The sequence below is a fragment of the Acinetobacter towneri DSM 14962 = CIP 107472 genome, from assembly GCF_000368785.1.
Classification (GTDB): Bacteria; Pseudomonadota; Gammaproteobacteria; order Pseudomonadales; family Moraxellaceae; genus Acinetobacter; species Acinetobacter towneri.
In genome coordinates this window covers 53,649-70,350 of record NZ_KB849683.1, presented here as the reverse complement: position 1 = coordinate 70,350, position 16,702 = coordinate 53,649, and the positions used below count along the sequence as shown (strand labels likewise).

Here is a 16,702-nt window from a genome sequence, read left to right as displayed (position 1 = left end):
AGGAAGAAGATTTTTTAAAAAATATAATAAAATCAACAAGAAAAAAGCCCTAATCTTTCGACTAGGGCTTTTTTGAATCTGGAGCGGGAAACGAGACTCGAACTCGCGACCCCAACCTTGGCAAGGTTGTGCTCTACCAACTGAGCTATTCCCGCATGCGGTGTATAATACATGATGCAAAAATAGGGTCAATCATTTTTTGCATATCGTTGTACTGACTGAATAAATAAACAACATTTTTAGAAAAAACAGCCGCAATCAGCCTAAATTTCATCATAAAAAGTGACTCAAATCGTAAATCGAAGAATCCTCACGGCAAGATGCTGCGAATCACACAGAACACGTTATACTTCAGAGAGCTTTTAAAACCATTCGGGGAAATACAAGCATGAGCTTAGAACAACAGTTGCTACAACGCTTAGCCGTTTTCAATCCAAGCCATTTAGAGGTGGTGAACGAATCTGCAGGACATGGCGGTTATTTCCAGGGTAAAGAGTCGCATTTTAAAGTGGTGATGGTGAGTGAAGATTTTCAGGGGCTACGCGCCGTACAACGTCATCAAAAAATTTATGCTGCTGTGGGTGACTTACTCGCCCCAAGTAAAATTCATGCATTGGCAATTCATGCCTTTGTTGCATCTGAATGGCAGGGACAAGACACCAGCAGTCCAGAATGCGCCCACGCACCAAAAACATCGTAATGGATTGAAATAAATGGAAAATTTAGGAATGCTGAATACCATTCACGTTGCTGCAGCGGCTTTATTATTTTTGGTGCTGTTTGTACGTGCCATGACTTTGTTTAAGGGCACACAAAATAACTCGCCTAATCCTAAAGCGTGGACAGTCTTTGTGGCATTGCAACATTCAGCACTGACGTTGATTGTAGTGACAGGTGTCATTGCTTTGTTTTTAAAAGACTTTCAAGTCGAAACATGGTTTTATGCCAAAATTATTTTATTTTTGGTGATGCTGTCATCTTTAATCAAAGCGTATAAAAAAGATGACAGTATTTTGTTGATTCAACGCCGTGTTGGTTGGGGCTTAGCCTTAGTCGCATTTTTTGCCATTTTAGGTTTGGTGATGTTAAAGCCAAGCTTTGGCTAAGTCAGCAGATCTTATTGTGGATGTTGCTCGTGGGTGTGAACTCACGAGCATTGAATGTATGTAAATATTGGCAAAAGATTGGCTGCATATTTGAGCACTGGCGAATTGTTAGACATAATTTGGCAAGAATATTGAAAGCTCAGTTAAACTGAAGTGATGTCATAACAAAAATTGAAAAGAGGGGCGGCAATGCGCACACGTGTGGTGTTTAATCAGAAAGGTGGTGTTGGAAAATCCAGTATTACCGTCAATTTGGCTGCAATTAGTGCACATCAGGGTTTAAAAACCTTGGTGATAGACCTCGACCCCCAAGCCAACTCTAGCCAATATTTATTGGGTGATGATGCTACTTATTCTGCCGATAAGCCTGCGCTTGAACCTAACATCGAAAATTATTTTGAAGAAGTGTTGGGTGCAAATCAATCCAAAGGTTTATTGGGCAATGCCTTAGGCTCAATTTTAAAAAACCGCAGCAAAGGTTTAGAAGCCTATGTGCATCAGTCGCCATTTACAAATTTGGATGTGATTCCTGCCAGTCCACAATTGGGCAGTTTGGCACATGCACTTGAATCGAAACATAAAATTTACAAGCTGCGCGATGCCTTGCAACAATTGTCCGATCAATATGACCGTGTATTTATTGATACTCCGCCTGCATTTAACTTTTTTACCTTATCGGCATTAATTGCTGCAGATCGGGTGCTCATTCCATTTGACTGCGATGTCTTTTCTAAACGCGCTTTGCAAAGCCTGATTGAAAATGTGTTGGAAACTCAGGATGACCATAATGCAAACTTGCAAATTGAAGGCATTGTGGTGAATCAATATCAGGCACAGGCCAAGTTACCGCGTGAAGTGGTGCAGCAACTCAAAGATGAAGGTTTGCCTGTTTTGAATAGTGTGTTACCGCCTTCGGTGTTGATGAAAGAATCACATCATAAAAATTTGCCATTAATTCATTTGGCAACAGATCATAAATTGACGCAGGCCTATCAATCATTGTTCAATGAAATTGAGCAAGCGTGATACAGAGGTAGACATGAAAACATTTGCAATTGGTCTTGTCGCGGCAAGTAGTTTATTGCTAGGGGCTTGTGCGACCACAGTGAAACCTAGCTATGTGTCGCCTACACATTATCAGGCTTTGAATTGCCAACAATTACAAAGCGAATATAACCGTATTCAGCAATATATTGAAAGCGGTGTTGAAGCACCGAAACGTACAGGTGTTGGTGTGGGTATCGGTTTAGGCGGTGGTTGGGGCAGCCGTGGCGGTTGGGGCGTTGCACCGAGTGTTTCTGTCAATATGGGACAGTCATCCAATACCAAAAGAACAGAATTGGCACGTCTTTTAGGTGAGCAAGAAGCCATTGTGCAAGCAGCAAAATTTAAAGCTTGCCCGATTATTGTTAAGCCCAAACCTGTAACATCTTAAATTTTAGGATTTGCGAATATTTTGTCTATGGTGCTGCCATTTGTGCAGCACCATTGCTTAAAAAATGTAGCAAGATAATTCAAGGTTGATCTCAATCTAATATTTTAAAAACAAAAACTTAATTTTATTTTCTGTTCTATTTACACCCTTGGGTCAGTCCTGCCAGATAGAAAAACTTGTCATTTTCAATGGCTTTCATATAAGGTGTGCTCCTATTTTTGATTTGCATGCTCTGGTGTTTATGATTGAAAGTTGGCTCTTTGTCCTAGCAATGATTGCGGTCTTGATGATTCCTGGCCCGACCAATGCGCTATTGGCAAGCTCAGCCCACCAACAAGGCATTGCCAAAACCAGTCTGCTGATTCCCGCAGAGTTTTTTGGTTATATGTATGCCATTAGTCTGTGGGCGTTATTCATTCATTTGAGTGCGCCAATTTGGCCTTATTTAATTGATATACTGCATGTTTTAAGCGCAGGCTATGTGTTTTGGATGGCTTTTCATTTATGGAAGCAGTCACATTTAGAGCAACATTGTCAAAAACACTCTGCCATTCGCCCTGCACAATTATTTTTTTCGACTTTTAAAAACCCAAAAGCCTTGTTATTTGCTGCAGGTATTTTTCCTACAGAAACGTGGGATAACCCGACCAACTTTGCTATGGTCTATGTCTTATTTGGTCTGATTTTATTGCCAACAGCGTTATTTTGGATGTCTTTTGGGCGAGCAGTTTTGGCGCGAGAAACCAATAAAGTGACGGCAGATCTGTTATATAAAGGCTCGGCTTTGCTGTTGGTGGTGTGTATGCTGCCTGTGGTGGCACGTTTTTTCTAAAGATTTAGAGACTTTTGGTGAGTTGAGCAATCATCTCACCTGTTTTGAATGTATGAGGGCAGCGCTGTAACAGGCATGCCCAAAGAATTACACAACTTAAGCAGGTTTTTTCTTGAGTTTTTGGCGAATAAAACCAATCACTCCAGGCAAGACACTTAAAATAATAATGCCGAAAATTAAATGGGTGAAATTGTCTTTCACTATTGGCATATTGCCAAACAAATAACCGAGTGTAATAAACGACGCGATCCAGCAAAAAGCGCCAATTACGTTATAGGTTAGGAAGTATTTATAATTCATGCTGCCTGCACCCGCCACAAAGGGCGCAAAGGTACGCGCAAAAGGCACAAAACGCGCAAAAATAATGGTTTTTCCGCCGTGTCGCTCAAAAAACTTCTGGGTTTCGATCAAATGTTTTTTATTGATAAAACGTGATTCCAGTTCAAAAACCCGTGGACCAATATATTTACCAATATGGTAATTCAGGGTGTCACCGAGTACCGCAGCAGTAAACAATAAAATACCCAAAATCCACGGATCCATCACTCCTGTCGATGCAGCCAGTGCGCCTGCTGCAAACAGCAAACTATCGCCAGGTAAAAACGGCATGACCACCAAGCCTGTTTCTACAAAAATAATCAGGAATAAAATAGCGTAAATCCATACCCCATATTGGGTGATGAATTCGAGCAAATGCTCATCGACGTGTAAGATAAAATCAATCAGTTCCATGGGGAAAAACAAGCGAAAGTGTGCTCAAATCCTAGCAGTCCAGACGTTGAAAGTCAGTATGAAAAGGTAAATAATTTTCACAGTGATTTTAGGGATGCTAGACCAGCCACATCGGTTCTTTTTCGTTGCATAGATGCAACAACATGTCTTTTAAATGCGTATTTATCCTGAATTTTGAAAAAACTAAGATGTATTTGTCTTCAAGAATGAATCAAAAATATAGGTGATCTGATGTTTAATCCAAATGTTGTGTTAAAAAGTGTGGTCGAAAAAGCAAGTGTGCAAGCCATTGTAAGTTTATTTGCACGTGCTTTTTTAGCGTATTTATTTATTGTATCTGGTTGGGGAAAAATTGCAGGCTATGATGCAACAGTGGGCTATATGCAAGCTATGGGTGTTTCAGGTTCATTGCTACCTTTGGTGATTTTGCTAGAACTTGGTGGTGGTTTGGCAATTCTATTCGGTTTACAAGCACGTGTCGTGGGTTTGGGTTTAGGTGTTTTTAGTCTTTTAACTGCATTTTTATTCCATGCTGCACCAGAAGATGCGCTGAATTTTATGAAAAATATTGGTTTGGCTGGCGGTTTCTTCTACATCATGCTTTACGGTGCAGGCAAAATAAGTCTAGACCATCTTTTGGAAGCAAAAAAGTAAGTCATTGATTTCCACATCAGCTCAACAATTTAAGCAATCTTCAAGAAGGTTGCTTTTTTTATGCCATAGAAAATGCATAGTCTTTTAAAACTTAGAGTATGTGGTCACTGCAATATCACGAAGAAAAATAGCCATTTTTAGGATTGTCTGAATAGTGTGCGCAAGGCGTGGAAAAATGCTAGAATAGCGCGCTTAATTCGTTTGCCTTTCTATAGTTGTTTGTCATGACTACCAATACTCAAATTACTGAAGATCGTATCCTGATTCTGGATTTCGGTTCGCAATATAGCCAGCTGATCGCACGTCGTGTTCGTGAAGCGGGCGTATATTCTGAAATGTATGCCTACGATATGTCGGAAGAAGACATTCGTGCATTTAATCCAAACGGTATTATCTTATCGGGTGGACCTGAAAGTGTTCACCAAGCGGGTAGTCCACGCGCACCTGAAATTGTATTTAACTTAGGCGTACCTGTACTGGGTATCTGCTATGGTTTACAAACCATGTCAGAACAACTGGGCGGTAAAGTTGAAGCGGGTTCAGTACATGAATTCGGTTATGCCGAAGTCGATATTTTGGTACGTGACAAACTGATTGGTAACTTGCAAGATCGTGAAAACCAATTGCACGTTTGGATGAGCCATGGCGATAAAGTGGCACGCATTCCAGAAGGCTTCCAAATTACGGCTAGCACACCAAGCTGCCCTGTGGCGATGATTTCTGATGAAACACGCCGTTTCTATGGTATTCAATTCCACCCAGAAGTAACGCACACGGCTAAAGGTGCAGAATTACTGTCTAACTTCGTACATCAAATTTGTGGATGTCGTGGTTTGTGGACACCAGAACACATTATCGACTTGCGTGTAGAACAATTACGTCAGCAAATTGGCAATGAGAAAGTATTGCTTGGCTTGTCTGGTGGTGTCGATTCATCTGTGGTTGCTGCGTTATTGCACCGTGCCATTGGCGATCAATTAACGTGTGTATTTGTAGACAATGGTTTGTTGCGCTTGAACGAAGGCGATCAAGTGATGCAAATGTTTGCAGAAAACATGGGGATTCGCGTGATTCGTGCCGACGCTGAACAGCGTTTCTTGGGTGCATTGGCTGGCGAAGTTGATCCAGAGAAAAAACGTAAAATCATTGGTCGTGAATTTATTGAAGTTTTTGCCGAAGAAGCACGTAAGCTGGATGGCGTGAAATTCTTGGCACAAGGTACGATTTACCCAGACGTGATTGAATCTGCAGCCAGCAAACAAGGCAAAGCGCATGTGATTAAATCACACCACAACGTGGGTGGTTTACCAGAAGATTTAGCTTTTGAATTGGTTGAACCATTACGTGACTTGTTTAAAGATGAAGTTCGTAAACTTGGCACCACTTTAGGCTTGCCACACAGCATGATTTACCGCCATCCATTCCCAGGTCCAGGTTTGGGCGTGCGTATTTTGGGTGAAGTGAAAAAAGAATATGCAGATATTTTACGTTTAGCCGATGACATTTTCATGCAGGAACTGCGTGCAAGTGGTTGGTATGACAAAACAGCACAAGCGTTTGCGGTATTCCAGCCTGTGAAATCTGTTGGTGTCGTCGGCGATGGTCGTCGTTATGCATGGGTAATTGCACTTCGTGCTGTAGAAACAGTGGACTTTATGACAGCACGTTTCGCACATTTGCCGTATGATTTGGTTGACCGTATTTCAACGCGCATCATGAATGAAATTGCAGAGGTTTCACGTGTGGTTTATGACGTATCATCTAAACCACCTGCAACCATTGAATGGGAGTAAATTTGGGCTTTCTAAAAGCGATAGCTTTTAGCCAAATTTACGCCAAGAGCTACGCTCGCGGCAGTCGGGATTTCACGAAGCACTGCTTCGTGCCTGAATTACGCCAAGCGCTATGCGCGCGGCAGCTAGGGGTTTCAAGCAGCACTGCTGCTTGCCAGTTTTACGACATGAGCCCATTTTAAAGCACGGCTTTTAAAATGGGTGCAAGATGCTTGCGGCAGCTAGCTTTCCTCTTGCACATAAAAAAAGAGCACTCCATGTGCTCTTTTTTATGCCTGCTAAACAATCCAAGATTTAATTTCTTTTTTTACCGTAGATTTAGGGGGCTCAGGCATCCCCACATCAAAACTGATGACACAATTTCGTCCACGTTGTTTGGCTTGGTATAAGGCCAAATCGGCTTCTTTAATTAGGGTCTGTAAGTCGGTTTGTTGTGGTTTTAAACTGGATACTCCAATGGAGACAGTGAAATTAAAACATTTTTTATCAATGCACATTTCATGCTGAGCAATTTTTTGTCTTAAGCGTTCTGAAATCATCAGTGCTTCATCTAAGCTGGTTTCACTAAGCAGAGCGATAAACTCTTCACCGCCAAAGCGTGCCAAAATATCCTTGCGGCGCATTTCTTTACGAGCAATGTCTGCAATATTTTGTAAGACCCGATCTCCAATATCGTGCCCATAGGTATCGTTAATTTGTTTAAAAAAGTCGACATCAAACATTAGTAAGCAGACCGATTCAGATTTAGGCCATGCATGAATTTTGTGTTCTGCCATGTGTACAAACTGACGTCGGTTATTGAGTTGGGTCAGTTCATCGGTGTGTGCCAAGGCTTGCAAGGTATGAAAATTCCAGTCATCCAGCAAACTGCGTAAAAAGTGATGGCGGGCATTTAGGGTGTTGATCCAACTGATATACAAACTCAACAAACATACAGGGATATACACCACCATAAAAACTAAGGCATCCTGCAAATTGGTGAGGGAAATCACCCCCAAAAACATGAGTACGCTCATGACCAATGAATTGTAGACCGCAGGGCGGAAACGCACTTGAATACATAGGTTCGCCATGAGCACAAAAATGACCGAGGCATACACATAAGTGGAAATCCAAGGGCTTTGTGATTGCGACAGGATATAGAACCAAATACCGCAGCACAGTGTGGCGCTGACCGGTAAAATTAAATCTAGCAGGCGAATATCTTTGATCAATTTAAAGCAGAAATAATTGCCAATCAGCGCCAATACAACAGCACTGAGACGGAGTGTGGCCGAGAGTGTAGTGACATCTGGAATGATGAAATAATCGATAAAGAAATACAGCAGGAACGTCATTTGCCCAATGTAATTGACTTGGCGTAAATAACGACGCTGATGTAAATTCTGGTGTTGATAAAAATGTGTTTCAAATTGCGGCGGGAGTTGCGCAGCAGGGTGCTGCAATGCTTTTTCAATTGCTTGTCGGTTTTCAAGATCACACTCAGTTGTTTTTAAAAGTTTTTCTGAGGCTTCCTGATTGCTTAAAATCTTCGAACGGGTCTGTTCCCCCATTCGAGCTTTTACAGACATAGCGATATTTACTCAAATTGACAACTTATAGTGAGGATTATGCGCAAAATGCAGAAAAAATAACCTCCCTAAATTTGGGTATTTTCTCTATTTTTTTAAATTTTGGTCAAAATTATGCCATATATTTTAAGGTGTAGTTCAAGTTTGAACCATAAAAATCAGAACAACAAATTTCATCTTGCTCTTCGTTAGTGATTTACTATATTTAATAGTCAAGGAATTTACAGAAATATAAGAGGTATAGGATGAGCAACAGCAATTATACCGAGCTTTCCAATTCAGACGATTGTGATAAGTACGTCAAGCAATTTATACAGGAATTTCCACTGCGTAGTGCTGAAATTGGGCAGGGAACTTTAATTAAACGTGCTTTACCGAGTCGGCATAAACGCATGATTGGGGCATGGTGTTTTCTAGATCACGCAGGTCCTGTTAATTTTCCACAAGGTGAAGGCTTAGATGTCGGGCCGCATCCACATATTGGTTTGCAAACATTCACCTGGATGATTGAAGGCAGCATTATGCATACTGACAGTTTGGGTACTAAGCAATTGATTCGTCCCAAACAGGTTAATTTAATGACCGCGGGTTATGGTATTTCACATACCGAAGTTGCTCCCGACACCGAAACACACATGCATACAGCGCAACTGTGGATTGCTTTACCTGATGATCAGCGCAATATGGCGCCACGTTTTGATCATTACCCTGACTTGCCTGTGGTTTTGCTAGATGGAGTGGAATTTACCATCTTAGTTGGTGAATTTTTAAATACCACTTCACCAGTATTAGTACATAGTGAGTTGCTAGGGGTAGATATTTATAGTGAAACCAGCACGACAACCCGTTTGCCGCTGAATCCTAAATTTGAATATGGTTTGATGATGCTGGAAGGCACAGCCACTGTGCATGGGCATGAATTAAACGATGAAAATATGCTGGTGCTTGAACCGGGCTTAACCGAAATTCAGCTAGATTTACATGCGGGTGCGCGTCTGTTGCTATTGGGCGGTTTACCTTTTGAGTCGCCAATTTTGTTGTGGTGGAATCTCGTCGGTCGTACCCAAGAGGAACTCAGCATTGCACGTGAGCAATGGGTCAATCATGATCCTCGTTTTGGCACAATACCAGACTACGATGGACCACGTTTAGAAGCGCCGACTTTCCCCGCAAAAATGCGTGCATCAAAATAAATGATGGAATATCAATCTATAGGGAGCATCTTATGGCCAAGATTGGCACAGCACAGGTACGCAGTTTAGACACGGCATGGCAAGGTCAGATCCAAAGTGGTCAGCACCAATGGAAGGTAGATGAGCCTGAAAAGTTAGGTGGTCAAGATGCAGGTCCTGCACCTTATGATCTGTTATGTAGCAGTTTGGTCGCTTGCACCATGATTACCTTGCGTATGTATGCACAGCATAAGGGTTTGGATTTTGGCAAAATTCAGGTCGAGGCGGACTTCTTTACCAATCAGGAAGGGCAGGAGTGGATTGAACGCCGTGTGCAAACTGAAGCAGCGTTAGATGCAGAATTACAGCAAAAAGTACTGAATATCTGTCAAAAAACACCTGTGACGAAAACCTTGTTACGCAGTGTGGAAATTCGTACTGAATTGGGTTAAACCTAGAGTTGAATCCGTCTCTTATAAAAAGGCATGCAGGACATGCCTTTTTATAATGTTGCGTGAAACAGAAGATATAACAATCACTTAAAACAGATGTAATAAAAACAAAATAGGACGTTTATGATTACTTTACACCACCTTGATCAATCCCGCTCTTTCCGCATTTTGTGGGCGCTCGAAGAGCTGGGTTTGGACTATGAAATCAAGTTTTACCACCGTCAGCCCAATTTAAGTGCGCCCAATGAATTGAAGCTGATTCACCCATTGGGTAAAGCACCAATTTTGACGGATGCAGAGCAGACCATTGCAGAATCTGCAGTCATTTTGGAGTACTTGCAGCAGCATTATGATACGCAAAGGCAGTTTAAACCGCAGCAGGCTTCAGCACAGCAAGCATATCAATACTGGATGCATTATGCCGAAGGCTCGCTAATGCCATTGTTAGTGATGCAATTGGTGATGACCAATGTGCCGCAGCATGTGCCATGGTTAGTTCGACCAATGGCGCAAAAAATTACTGCAGGTGTTAAAGCAGGGTTTATTCAGCCTCGTTTAAAAGATCATATTGCTTATTTAGAAGATTATTTGGGCAAACATGATTATTTTGCAGGGGATTTTTCTTTTGCCGATATTCAAATGGGTTTCCCGCTCCAAGCATTGCAAAGCCGTACCGGGCATCATTATCCACAGATTGCGGCTTATTTGGCACGCGTGGAACAGCGTCCTGCATTTCAGCGTGCACGCGAACGTGAGCAGCAGTTAATGCAAATCTAGCGATGATTTTTGTGAGTACATCGTTCTATAGACCTAAAAAAAGATGCCGAGGCATCTTTTTTTAATTGATTTTGGTCGATTGATAACAATGAGGCTTAGCGTTTCACGACAATTGAATCAATTCCACTATGCTGCAAAGTTTGCTGAGCAATCACTGCAGCATCGGCTGAATCATAAGGGCCTGAAATCACCCGATACCAAGTTTCACCACCTTCTACACTTTTCACTACATCTGCCGATAAACCATTCAAAATAATTTCGGCACGACGTGCATCTGCAGCATCTGGGTCGGTATAGCTACGCACTTGTAGAATATAGCTGGCTTGTACCACAGGGGCAGGCATTTCTGTCAGACCAACATTGGCTTCGCTGGCCGCTGGCGCCTCTACAGCAGCAGGCGCTTCAACAATGACTACGGTATTCTGTTGCTGTGTTTCAGGCACCGCTTGCTCAGGAATTGGGGTAACCTGTTGCTGTGGCAGCAAATCATAAAAACGATAGTCTTTGTTGGTATCTTCCTGATAATGCTCAGAATTGATTTGCCCTTTAGGCTGTACAGGTGCCCACGGTTTCCATAGCATTAAGGCTACAGCAAAACACAACACGATTAAAATCACCACGAGTGTGCCTAACCACGTTGGAATTAGTGGTTTTTTGGGCTTATTCGGTCGTTCAGATACACCGCGTTGCGTTTTTCCAAACACGTGGACTTCCTCTTGTTATGCTTTTATTTGGCTTTTACATTGTTTCTGGTGCAGAGACACCTAATAATTCTAAACCATTACGCAAGACTTGTTGTACGTTTACTGAAAGCAATAAGCGTGCTTGAGTCAAGGCTGCATCATCATTCAGAACTTTATGCTCATTGTACCAACCGTGGAACAATGCTGCTAATTCTTTCAAATAGTTACCTACCTGATGCGGTTCGTGGCTGTTGGCAGCACGTACTAAAATTTCAGGATACGCAGCCAGTTTGGCTAAAATTTCAGTTTCAGCATCTAGCTCAAGTTTAGCGGCAAACTGACGTGCAGTTGTCGCATTAAAATTCAATTGCGTAGCAGCAGCTTTTTCGAGCATACGACAAATACGTGCATGAGCATATTGAATATAGTAGACCGCATTGTCTTTACTTTGTGAAACGGCCAAATCTAGGTCAAAGTCAATGTGCTGTTCAGATTTGCGCATGACGTAATAGAAACGTGCAGCATCGTTGCCGACTTCTTTACGCAAATCACGCAAGGTCACGTACTGACCTGAACGGGATGACATTTGTACCATTTCACCACCACGCCATAAGCTCACGAACTGCACTAACAGTACCGTTAATTTTTTCGAGTCGTAGCCTAGTGCATCAATGGCCGCTTTCACACGTGAAATATAACCGTGGTGATCTGAACCCCAAATATCAATTAGGTCTGTGTAGCCACGTTGTAATTTATTCAGGTGATAAGCAATGTCTGAAGCAAAGTAAGTGGTTTGACCATTGCGGCGTTTCACCACACGGTCTTTTTCATCGCCAAATGCGGTCGATTTAAACCAGATATTGCCGTCTTGTTCGTATAGATAACCACGTTGATCTAGTGTTTGCAGAGCTTCATCAATTTTTTCAGTCAATGACGCCTCGCTAAACCATTGGTTAAAGGTGACACCAAACTCGCCCAAGTCATCTTTAATGTCGGCCAAAATAGCATTCAGCGCAGCCTGATGGAACACGCGATAATCATCACCCAAGAGCGTTTGTGAATTGAAAATCAAACCATCAATGTGTTTTTCTTTGTCGCCCGACAAGACCACTTTGTTGCCATCGGCATCGAGTTCTGCCGCATATTGCACATCTTCAGGCACATTGTTATATACATCTGCAACAGGGCGTACATGGCGTTCACCATCCTGTTTTAAAATGCTTTGTGCGATGTCTTTAACGTAGTCACCCTGATACGCATTTTTGGGGAACACCAGCGTTTGACCTGCCAGTTCCAAATAACGCAAGTAAGTTGAAGTCGCCAAAATATCCATTTGACGGCCAGCATCATTGACATAGTATTCACGGTCAACTTTAGCACCTGTGGCTTCAAGTAAATTGGCAACTGTCATACCATAAGCAGCACCACGACCATGACCCACGTGTAGGCTTGAGGTTGGGTTAGCAGAAACGAACTCGACCTGAATGCGTTTTTCTGCATTGATTTGGCTGCGTCCAAATTGTTGTTTTTGTGCTTGAATTTGATCTAAAACACTAAAACGCTGGTCGGCATTTAAAAAGAAGTTAATAAAACCAGGGCCTGCAATCTCTGCTTTGCTGATGTCTGCAACTTCAGGCAGAGCAGCAAGAATTTTTTCGGCTAAATCGCGTGGCTTCATGCCTGCGGCTTTAGAGGCAATCATGGCAATATTTGATGCGAAATCACCGTGGCTGCGGTCTTTGGTACGGGTTAAATTACTCGTATTGTTCCAGTCAGATGGGAGTACACCTTCAGCTTGAAGGGATTGCACTGCATGCTCGAGCGCTGCTTGTATTGCCGTATTCATATTTAGTCGAAAAATAGATGTGCAGAAAAACGCTAAATATAGCAAATTTCAGGGGCTTTAGGGGAGTGCAATTGTATGCTTTATCGAATTTCAGAGATTGTAGCTAAGCATGAACAAATTGCCTGAAAAATCATCCTTTAAGCAAGCAATTCATGGCATAGTATGCGGCATTCAGTGAGGCGAAAAGGCTGGAGCATGAAACAACGTGCAATGATTTTTGGCAATGTACCCAAATTACCCATGAAATGGGCCACGGTGGTAATGCCTTTCTTTTTATCATGTTTGATGAGTGGCATCATTTCGTTGATTAATATGATCCGAAATTTGGGCTGGATTGAGGGATTTTTTACCCTGTGGTTGCATAACTGGATGATTTCTTGGGCGTTTGCTTTTCCAGTCGTATTATGTGTGCTGCCTTTGGTGCGTAAGTTCACTGGCTTAATTGTAGATATGACGCCACTGCAACCACCCAAATAAATTAGGTTCGATGCCTATATAACATGGGCTATCAGAAATAAAAATCATTCAGATTTGGTTATCAAACTTCTAAATGCCCTATTTGCTGCAATTCGGGCTAAGCTAGTCAGATGTCAGATGGTGCATCTCAATCCATGCGCCATCAGCAACCGATTAGAATGAGATGAACAATGACAACCGCAAATTTGCAGCAGAAACGTCCTTTATATATTCCCTATGCGGGCAACGGCCTTTTAGAATTGCCTTTATTAAATAAAGGTTCTGCATTTTCAGAAGAAGAACGCACCCGTTTTAACTTGCATGGCTTAATTCCACATGCAATTGAAAATATTGAAGAACAAAGCCAGCGTTCGTATCAGCAATATTCTGCTTTTAGCGATGCCATCAACAAGCATATTTATTTGCGCAACATTCAGGACACCAATGAAACCCTGTTTTATCACCTGATTGAACAGCATTTGAGTGAAATGATGCCTATTATTTACACCCCAACTGTAGGCGAGGCATGTCAGCGTTTTTCCGATATTTACCGCCGTCATCGGGGTATTTTTATTTCCTATCCAGACCGTGCCCATATTGATGATATTGTACAAAACATCAATAAAAAGAATGTCAAAGTGATTGTGATTACCGATGGTGAGCGTATTTTAGGCTTGGGTGATCAGGGCATTGGCGGCATGGGTATTCCAATTGGAAAACTGTCTTTATATACAGCATGTGGCGGTATTAGTCCTGCCTATACCTTACCCATTACCTTAGATGTAGGCACCAATAACCCACAATTACTGAATGATCCGATCTATATGGGCTGGAATCAGCCACGTATTAGTGGTGAGGAATACTATCAATTTGTCGATCAGGTGATTGATGCGGTGAAACGCCGTTGGCCAAAGGCATTGATTCAGTTTGAAGATTTTGCTCAGAAAAATGCCATGCCCTTGCTGAATAAATATCGTGATCAGATTTGCTGTTTTAATGATGATATTCAGGGCACTGCTGCTGTATCTGTGGGCAGTTTAATTGCTGCATCACGTGCGGCAGGCAAGCAGCTGAAAGATCAAACCATTGCCTTTTTGGGCGCGGGTTCTGCAGGATGTGGTATTGCCGAGCAAATTGTGGCGCAAATGGTGGTGGAAGGCTTAAGCGATGCTGAAGCACGTGCTCGTGTGTATATGGTGGATCGTTTTGGCTTATTCACCAGCAATCAGCCAAACTTGCTCGATTTCCAACGTAAATTGGCACAAAGTCCTGACCGTGTTGCACATTGGGGCAATCCTGAAGGTGTGATTTCTCTGTTGGACGTCATTCAAAACGCCAAGCCAACGGTATTGATTGGGGTTTCGGGGCAACCGGGTTTATTTACTGAAGAGGTGATTAAAACCTTGGCTGCCAATTGCGAGCGTCCAATTGTGTTGCCATTGTCAAACCCAACCTCACAAGTTGAAGCATTTCCTGCCGATATTTTGGAGTGGACTGAAGGCAAGGCCTTAATTGCAACAGGTAGCCCATTTGAGCCAGTGAACTATCAGGGCAAACTTTATAATATTTCCCAATGCAATAACTCGTATATTTTCCCAGGTATTGGCTTAGGGGTAATCGCTGCAGGGGCAACACGTGTGACAGACAGTATGTTAATTGCATCCAGTAATGCGCTGGCGGACTGCTCACCATTGTTGCAGGATCCAAATGCAGATTTATTGCCTGATTTAAATGAAATTCAGCAGGTGTCTAAATTTATTGCATTTAGAGTCGCAAAAGCAGCAATGGATGCAGGCGTTGCAGCTGTCATGAGTGATGAGGCATTACGAGAGGCAATTGAGGCTAATTTCTGGAAGCCTGAATATCGTGATTATAAACGTGTGACGTTTTAAGCAAAATTCATTCGTGTATTGTTAATGAAATAAGCCACAAGGCGTGCTATTGCACGCCTTGTTTTTATTTGGAATAGGATGGGGTTTGCGATGTGATTACTTGGAATTTAAGTCTTCAACTCACACTAAGCAATATAGTTCTGTTTTGGATTTAAATCGGCACAATTCAAAGGATTTAAGGCACATTGCAATTCATCAATTTGCTGCTCACTGACATAGCCTTGTCCAATCAGGTATTTTGCAACGTGGTCATCTCTCAGGCTTATAAACGCAGCATCGTACACGCCTAAATCGACAAATAAGGCTGCCGTTTCAAGACTGTTAAAACGGTCTAAATACACGTCATTGCCATACAGTAGAAAAATATGTTCAGTGGGTGCATGCGCATCGACTTTTAAGCGTTCTGCCAGCTCAAAAGGTGAGGTTTTAATGAACAGCAAATCGGACAATTCATCAAATTGAGCTGTATCGAGTTGTGCCTCATCTGTTTTGACTTTGCCTAACCATGCTTTAAAGACCAGTACCGCACCACCACGTAATAACATACTCCAAATATGTTGGCGGGTAGGTTCATCTAGGCCTTGAGCTTCTTGCTCCAAAAGGCTGAGTAATTGTTGTTCCTGATCTGCAAGTTTCTCGAACAGACCTAAACCTTGAGGTTTATACGCTGCAGGACTAAATACATCAAAGTTTAACTCTTCAAAAACCTGCAAGGCTAAGGGCACAGCACTTTGGTAAATGGTTTCCAAAGCTTGAAGATGAGTGGAACTGAGTTTGCTATTGGGGAACAGTTGATTCCATTGAATTTCGGGTAAGAGCGCATTGACGCCGTATTGACGATGCAGCTGCTGAGATTGTTCGGCAAGCTGCTGTTCATATTCAGCTAAATTCATGACATCACTTCCTAAAATGAGAAGAAGGGTTGATCAATCGCAGTATTTATACAGGCTACACCAGCCAATTGATCATTTCTTGTACTCAGTTATGCGCGCATGAAGCGTTTTAAGCATATACGACTAAAGTCTAATGTTTTGGCGATAAGGGCAAAAAATAACGACAAACTCAGGGCTTAGAAAAATTGTAAAATTTATTGAGCATATTCACTTACCATCTTGTCAGACTTTGCCATAGCCAGTGAGGTGATGGTATTTAATGTGAAGGGCAGGCACTCAAAACGCGACATTTTTGAAAACTTTGGTCAATGGGTGTTGCATCAGGTCAATCGCTGTCAATATTGACAGCAAATGTGTTGGATTTTCATTGTAGCCATATTTCGCTATGTAAAGTGAAGCTTGGTCATC

General features: G+C 42.2%; 17 protein-coding genes and 1 tRNA gene. 12 read left to right on the top strand and 6 right to left on the bottom strand.

Translation table 11 applies throughout. The features are described from left to right. Positions 1-79: 79 nt before the first annotated feature. Positions 80-155: transfer RNA gene (locus F947_RS00930), tRNA-Gly, on the bottom strand. A 233-nt stretch (positions 156-388) separates the two neighbouring features. Here F947_RS00930 and F947_RS00925 point away from each other — a divergent pair. From F947_RS00925 to F947_RS00905, 5 genes are all read left to right on the top strand, one after another. Beyond that, a complete protein-coding gene (locus tag F947_RS00925; RefSeq protein ID WP_004970247.1) occupies positions 389-700 on the top strand; it encodes a BolA family protein in 312 nt (103 codons plus the stop codon). 13 nt (positions 701-713) lie between these two features. Beyond that, positions 714-1,106: a SirB2 family protein gene (locus tag F947_RS00920; protein WP_004970245.1), complete on the top strand. Its 393-nt coding sequence runs from the start codon at positions 714-716 to the stop codon at positions 1,104-1,106. A gap of 189 nt (positions 1,107-1,295) precedes the next feature. Continuing rightward, positions 1,296-2,132, top strand: a complete 837-nt coding sequence (locus tag F947_RS00915) for a ParA family protein (RefSeq protein ID WP_004970243.1) — start codon at positions 1,296-1,298, stop codon at positions 2,130-2,132. Between the two features lie 13 nt (positions 2,133-2,145). Further along, complete coding sequence (locus F947_RS00910; protein WP_004970241.1) at positions 2,146-2,541, top strand: hypothetical protein; 396 nt, start codon at positions 2,146-2,148, stop codon at positions 2,539-2,541. A gap of 241 nt (positions 2,542-2,782) precedes the next feature. After that, on the top strand, positions 2,783-3,373 hold the full coding sequence (locus tag F947_RS00905; RefSeq protein ID WP_004970239.1) for a LysE family translocator: 591 nt from the start codon (positions 2,783-2,785) through the stop codon (positions 3,371-3,373). Positions 3,374-3,469: 96 nt separating this feature from the next. Here F947_RS00905 and F947_RS00900 read toward each other — a convergent pair whose 3' ends face one another. Next, positions 3,470-4,105 carry a DedA family protein gene (locus F947_RS00900; protein WP_004970236.1) on the bottom strand — a complete coding sequence of 212 codons (636 nt, stop codon included), beginning with the start codon at positions 4,103-4,105 and terminating at the stop codon, positions 3,470-3,472. 231 nt (positions 4,106-4,336) lie between these two features. Between F947_RS00900 and F947_RS00895 the strand changes: the two genes are divergently transcribed. After that, positions 4,337-4,759 carry a DoxX family protein gene (locus F947_RS00895; RefSeq protein ID WP_004970234.1) on the top strand — a complete coding sequence of 141 codons (423 nt, stop codon included), beginning with the start codon at positions 4,337-4,339 and terminating at the stop codon, positions 4,757-4,759. A 224-nt stretch (positions 4,760-4,983) separates the two neighbouring features. Continuing rightward, positions 4,984-6,552 (top strand): glutamine-hydrolyzing GMP synthase, encoded by a 1,569-nt coding sequence (gene guaA, locus F947_RS00890; RefSeq protein ID WP_004970232.1) that lies wholly within the window; start codon positions 4,984-4,986, stop codon positions 6,550-6,552. 278 nt (positions 6,553-6,830) lie between these two features. On the opposite strand, the gene F947_RS00885 is transcribed toward guaA, so the two are convergent. Next, positions 6,831-8,123, bottom strand: coding sequence for a GGDEF domain-containing protein (locus F947_RS00885; RefSeq protein ID WP_004970230.1), 1,293 nt, complete (start codon positions 8,121-8,123; stop codon positions 6,831-6,833). 245 nt (positions 8,124-8,368) lie between these two features. Between F947_RS00885 and F947_RS00880 the strand changes: the two genes are divergently transcribed. From F947_RS00880 to F947_RS00870, 3 genes are all read left to right on the top strand, one after another. Beyond that, complete coding sequence (locus F947_RS00880) at positions 8,369-9,316, top strand: pirin family protein (RefSeq protein ID WP_004970229.1); 948 nt, start codon at positions 8,369-8,371, stop codon at positions 9,314-9,316. Positions 9,317-9,348: 32 nt separating this feature from the next. After that, positions 9,349-9,747 carry an OsmC family protein gene (locus tag F947_RS00875; RefSeq protein WP_004970227.1) on the top strand — a complete coding sequence of 133 codons (399 nt, stop codon included), beginning with the start codon at positions 9,349-9,351 and terminating at the stop codon, positions 9,745-9,747. Between the two features lie 123 nt (positions 9,748-9,870). Continuing rightward, a complete protein-coding gene (locus F947_RS00870; protein ID WP_004970224.1) occupies positions 9,871-10,524 on the top strand; it encodes a glutathione S-transferase family protein in 654 nt (217 codons plus the stop codon). Between the two features lie 95 nt (positions 10,525-10,619). Here F947_RS00870 and F947_RS00865 read toward each other — a convergent pair whose 3' ends face one another. Both F947_RS00865 and argS read right to left on the bottom strand, forming a co-directional pair. Then, positions 10,620-11,228 carry an SPOR domain-containing protein gene (locus F947_RS00865; RefSeq protein WP_004970222.1) on the bottom strand — a complete coding sequence of 203 codons (609 nt, stop codon included), beginning with the start codon at positions 11,226-11,228 and terminating at the stop codon, positions 10,620-10,622. Positions 11,229-11,262: 34 nt separating this feature from the next. Next, the gene (gene argS / locus F947_RS00860) at positions 11,263-13,053 is read right to left on the bottom strand and encodes an arginine--tRNA ligase (protein ID WP_004970220.1); all 1,791 of its coding nucleotides are present in this window, start codon (positions 13,051-13,053) and stop codon (positions 11,263-11,265) included. Positions 13,054-13,248: 195 nt separating this feature from the next. Here argS and F947_RS00855 point away from each other — a divergent pair, with 195 nt between their 5' ends. Further along, positions 13,249-13,530, top strand: a complete 282-nt coding sequence (locus F947_RS00855) for a DUF2798 domain-containing protein (RefSeq protein ID WP_004970219.1) — start codon at positions 13,249-13,251, stop codon at positions 13,528-13,530. 170 nt (positions 13,531-13,700) lie between these two features. Beyond that, positions 13,701-15,401 (top strand): NAD-dependent malic enzyme, encoded by a 1,701-nt coding sequence (locus tag F947_RS00850; protein WP_004970216.1) that lies wholly within the window; start codon positions 13,701-13,703, stop codon positions 15,399-15,401. Positions 15,402-15,526: 125 nt separating this feature from the next. On the opposite strand, the gene F947_RS00845 is transcribed toward F947_RS00850, so the two are convergent. Then, on the bottom strand, positions 15,527-16,294 hold the full coding sequence (locus F947_RS00845; protein ID WP_004970215.1) for a hypothetical protein: 768 nt from the start codon (positions 16,292-16,294) through the stop codon (positions 15,527-15,529). Between the last annotated feature and the right edge of the window lie 408 nt (positions 16,295-16,702).

Coding starts and splice junctions, on each gene's coding strand:
- F947_RS00925 (WP_004970247.1), top strand. CDS start 389: ATGAGCTTAGAACAACAGTTGCTACAACGCTTAGCCGTTTTCAATCCA.
- F947_RS00920 (WP_004970245.1), top strand. CDS start 714: ATGGAAAATTTAGGAATGCTGAATACCATTCACGTTGCTGCAGCGGCT.
- F947_RS00915 (WP_004970243.1), top strand. CDS start 1,296: ATGCGCACACGTGTGGTGTTTAATCAGAAAGGTGGTGTTGGAAAATCC.
- F947_RS00910 (WP_004970241.1), top strand. CDS start 2,146: ATGAAAACATTTGCAATTGGTCTTGTCGCGGCAAGTAGTTTATTGCTA.
- F947_RS00905 (WP_004970239.1), top strand. CDS start 2,783: ATGATTGAAAGTTGGCTCTTTGTCCTAGCAATGATTGCGGTCTTGATG.
- F947_RS00900 (WP_004970236.1), bottom strand. CDS start 4,105: ATGGAACTGATTGATTTTATCTTACACGTCGATGAGCATTTGCTCGAA.
- F947_RS00895 (WP_004970234.1), top strand. CDS start 4,337: ATGTTTAATCCAAATGTTGTGTTAAAAAGTGTGGTCGAAAAAGCAAGT.
- guaA (WP_004970232.1), top strand. CDS start 4,984: ATGACTACCAATACTCAAATTACTGAAGATCGTATCCTGATTCTGGAT.
- F947_RS00885 (WP_004970230.1), bottom strand. CDS start 8,123: ATGTCTGTAAAAGCTCGAATGGGGGAACAGACCCGTTCGAAGATTTTA.
- F947_RS00880 (WP_004970229.1), top strand. CDS start 8,369: ATGAGCAACAGCAATTATACCGAGCTTTCCAATTCAGACGATTGTGAT.
- F947_RS00875 (WP_004970227.1), top strand. CDS start 9,349: ATGGCCAAGATTGGCACAGCACAGGTACGCAGTTTAGACACGGCATGG.
- F947_RS00870 (WP_004970224.1), top strand. CDS start 9,871: ATGATTACTTTACACCACCTTGATCAATCCCGCTCTTTCCGCATTTTG.
- argS (WP_004970220.1), bottom strand. CDS start 13,053: ATGAATACGGCAATACAAGCAGCGCTCGAGCATGCAGTGCAATCCCTT.
- F947_RS00855 (WP_004970219.1), top strand. CDS start 13,249: ATGAAACAACGTGCAATGATTTTTGGCAATGTACCCAAATTACCCATG.
- F947_RS00850 (WP_004970216.1), top strand. CDS start 13,701: ATGACAACCGCAAATTTGCAGCAGAAACGTCCTTTATATATTCCCTAT.
- F947_RS00845 (WP_004970215.1), bottom strand. CDS start 16,294: ATGAATTTAGCTGAATATGAACAGCAGCTTGCCGAACAATCTCAGCAG.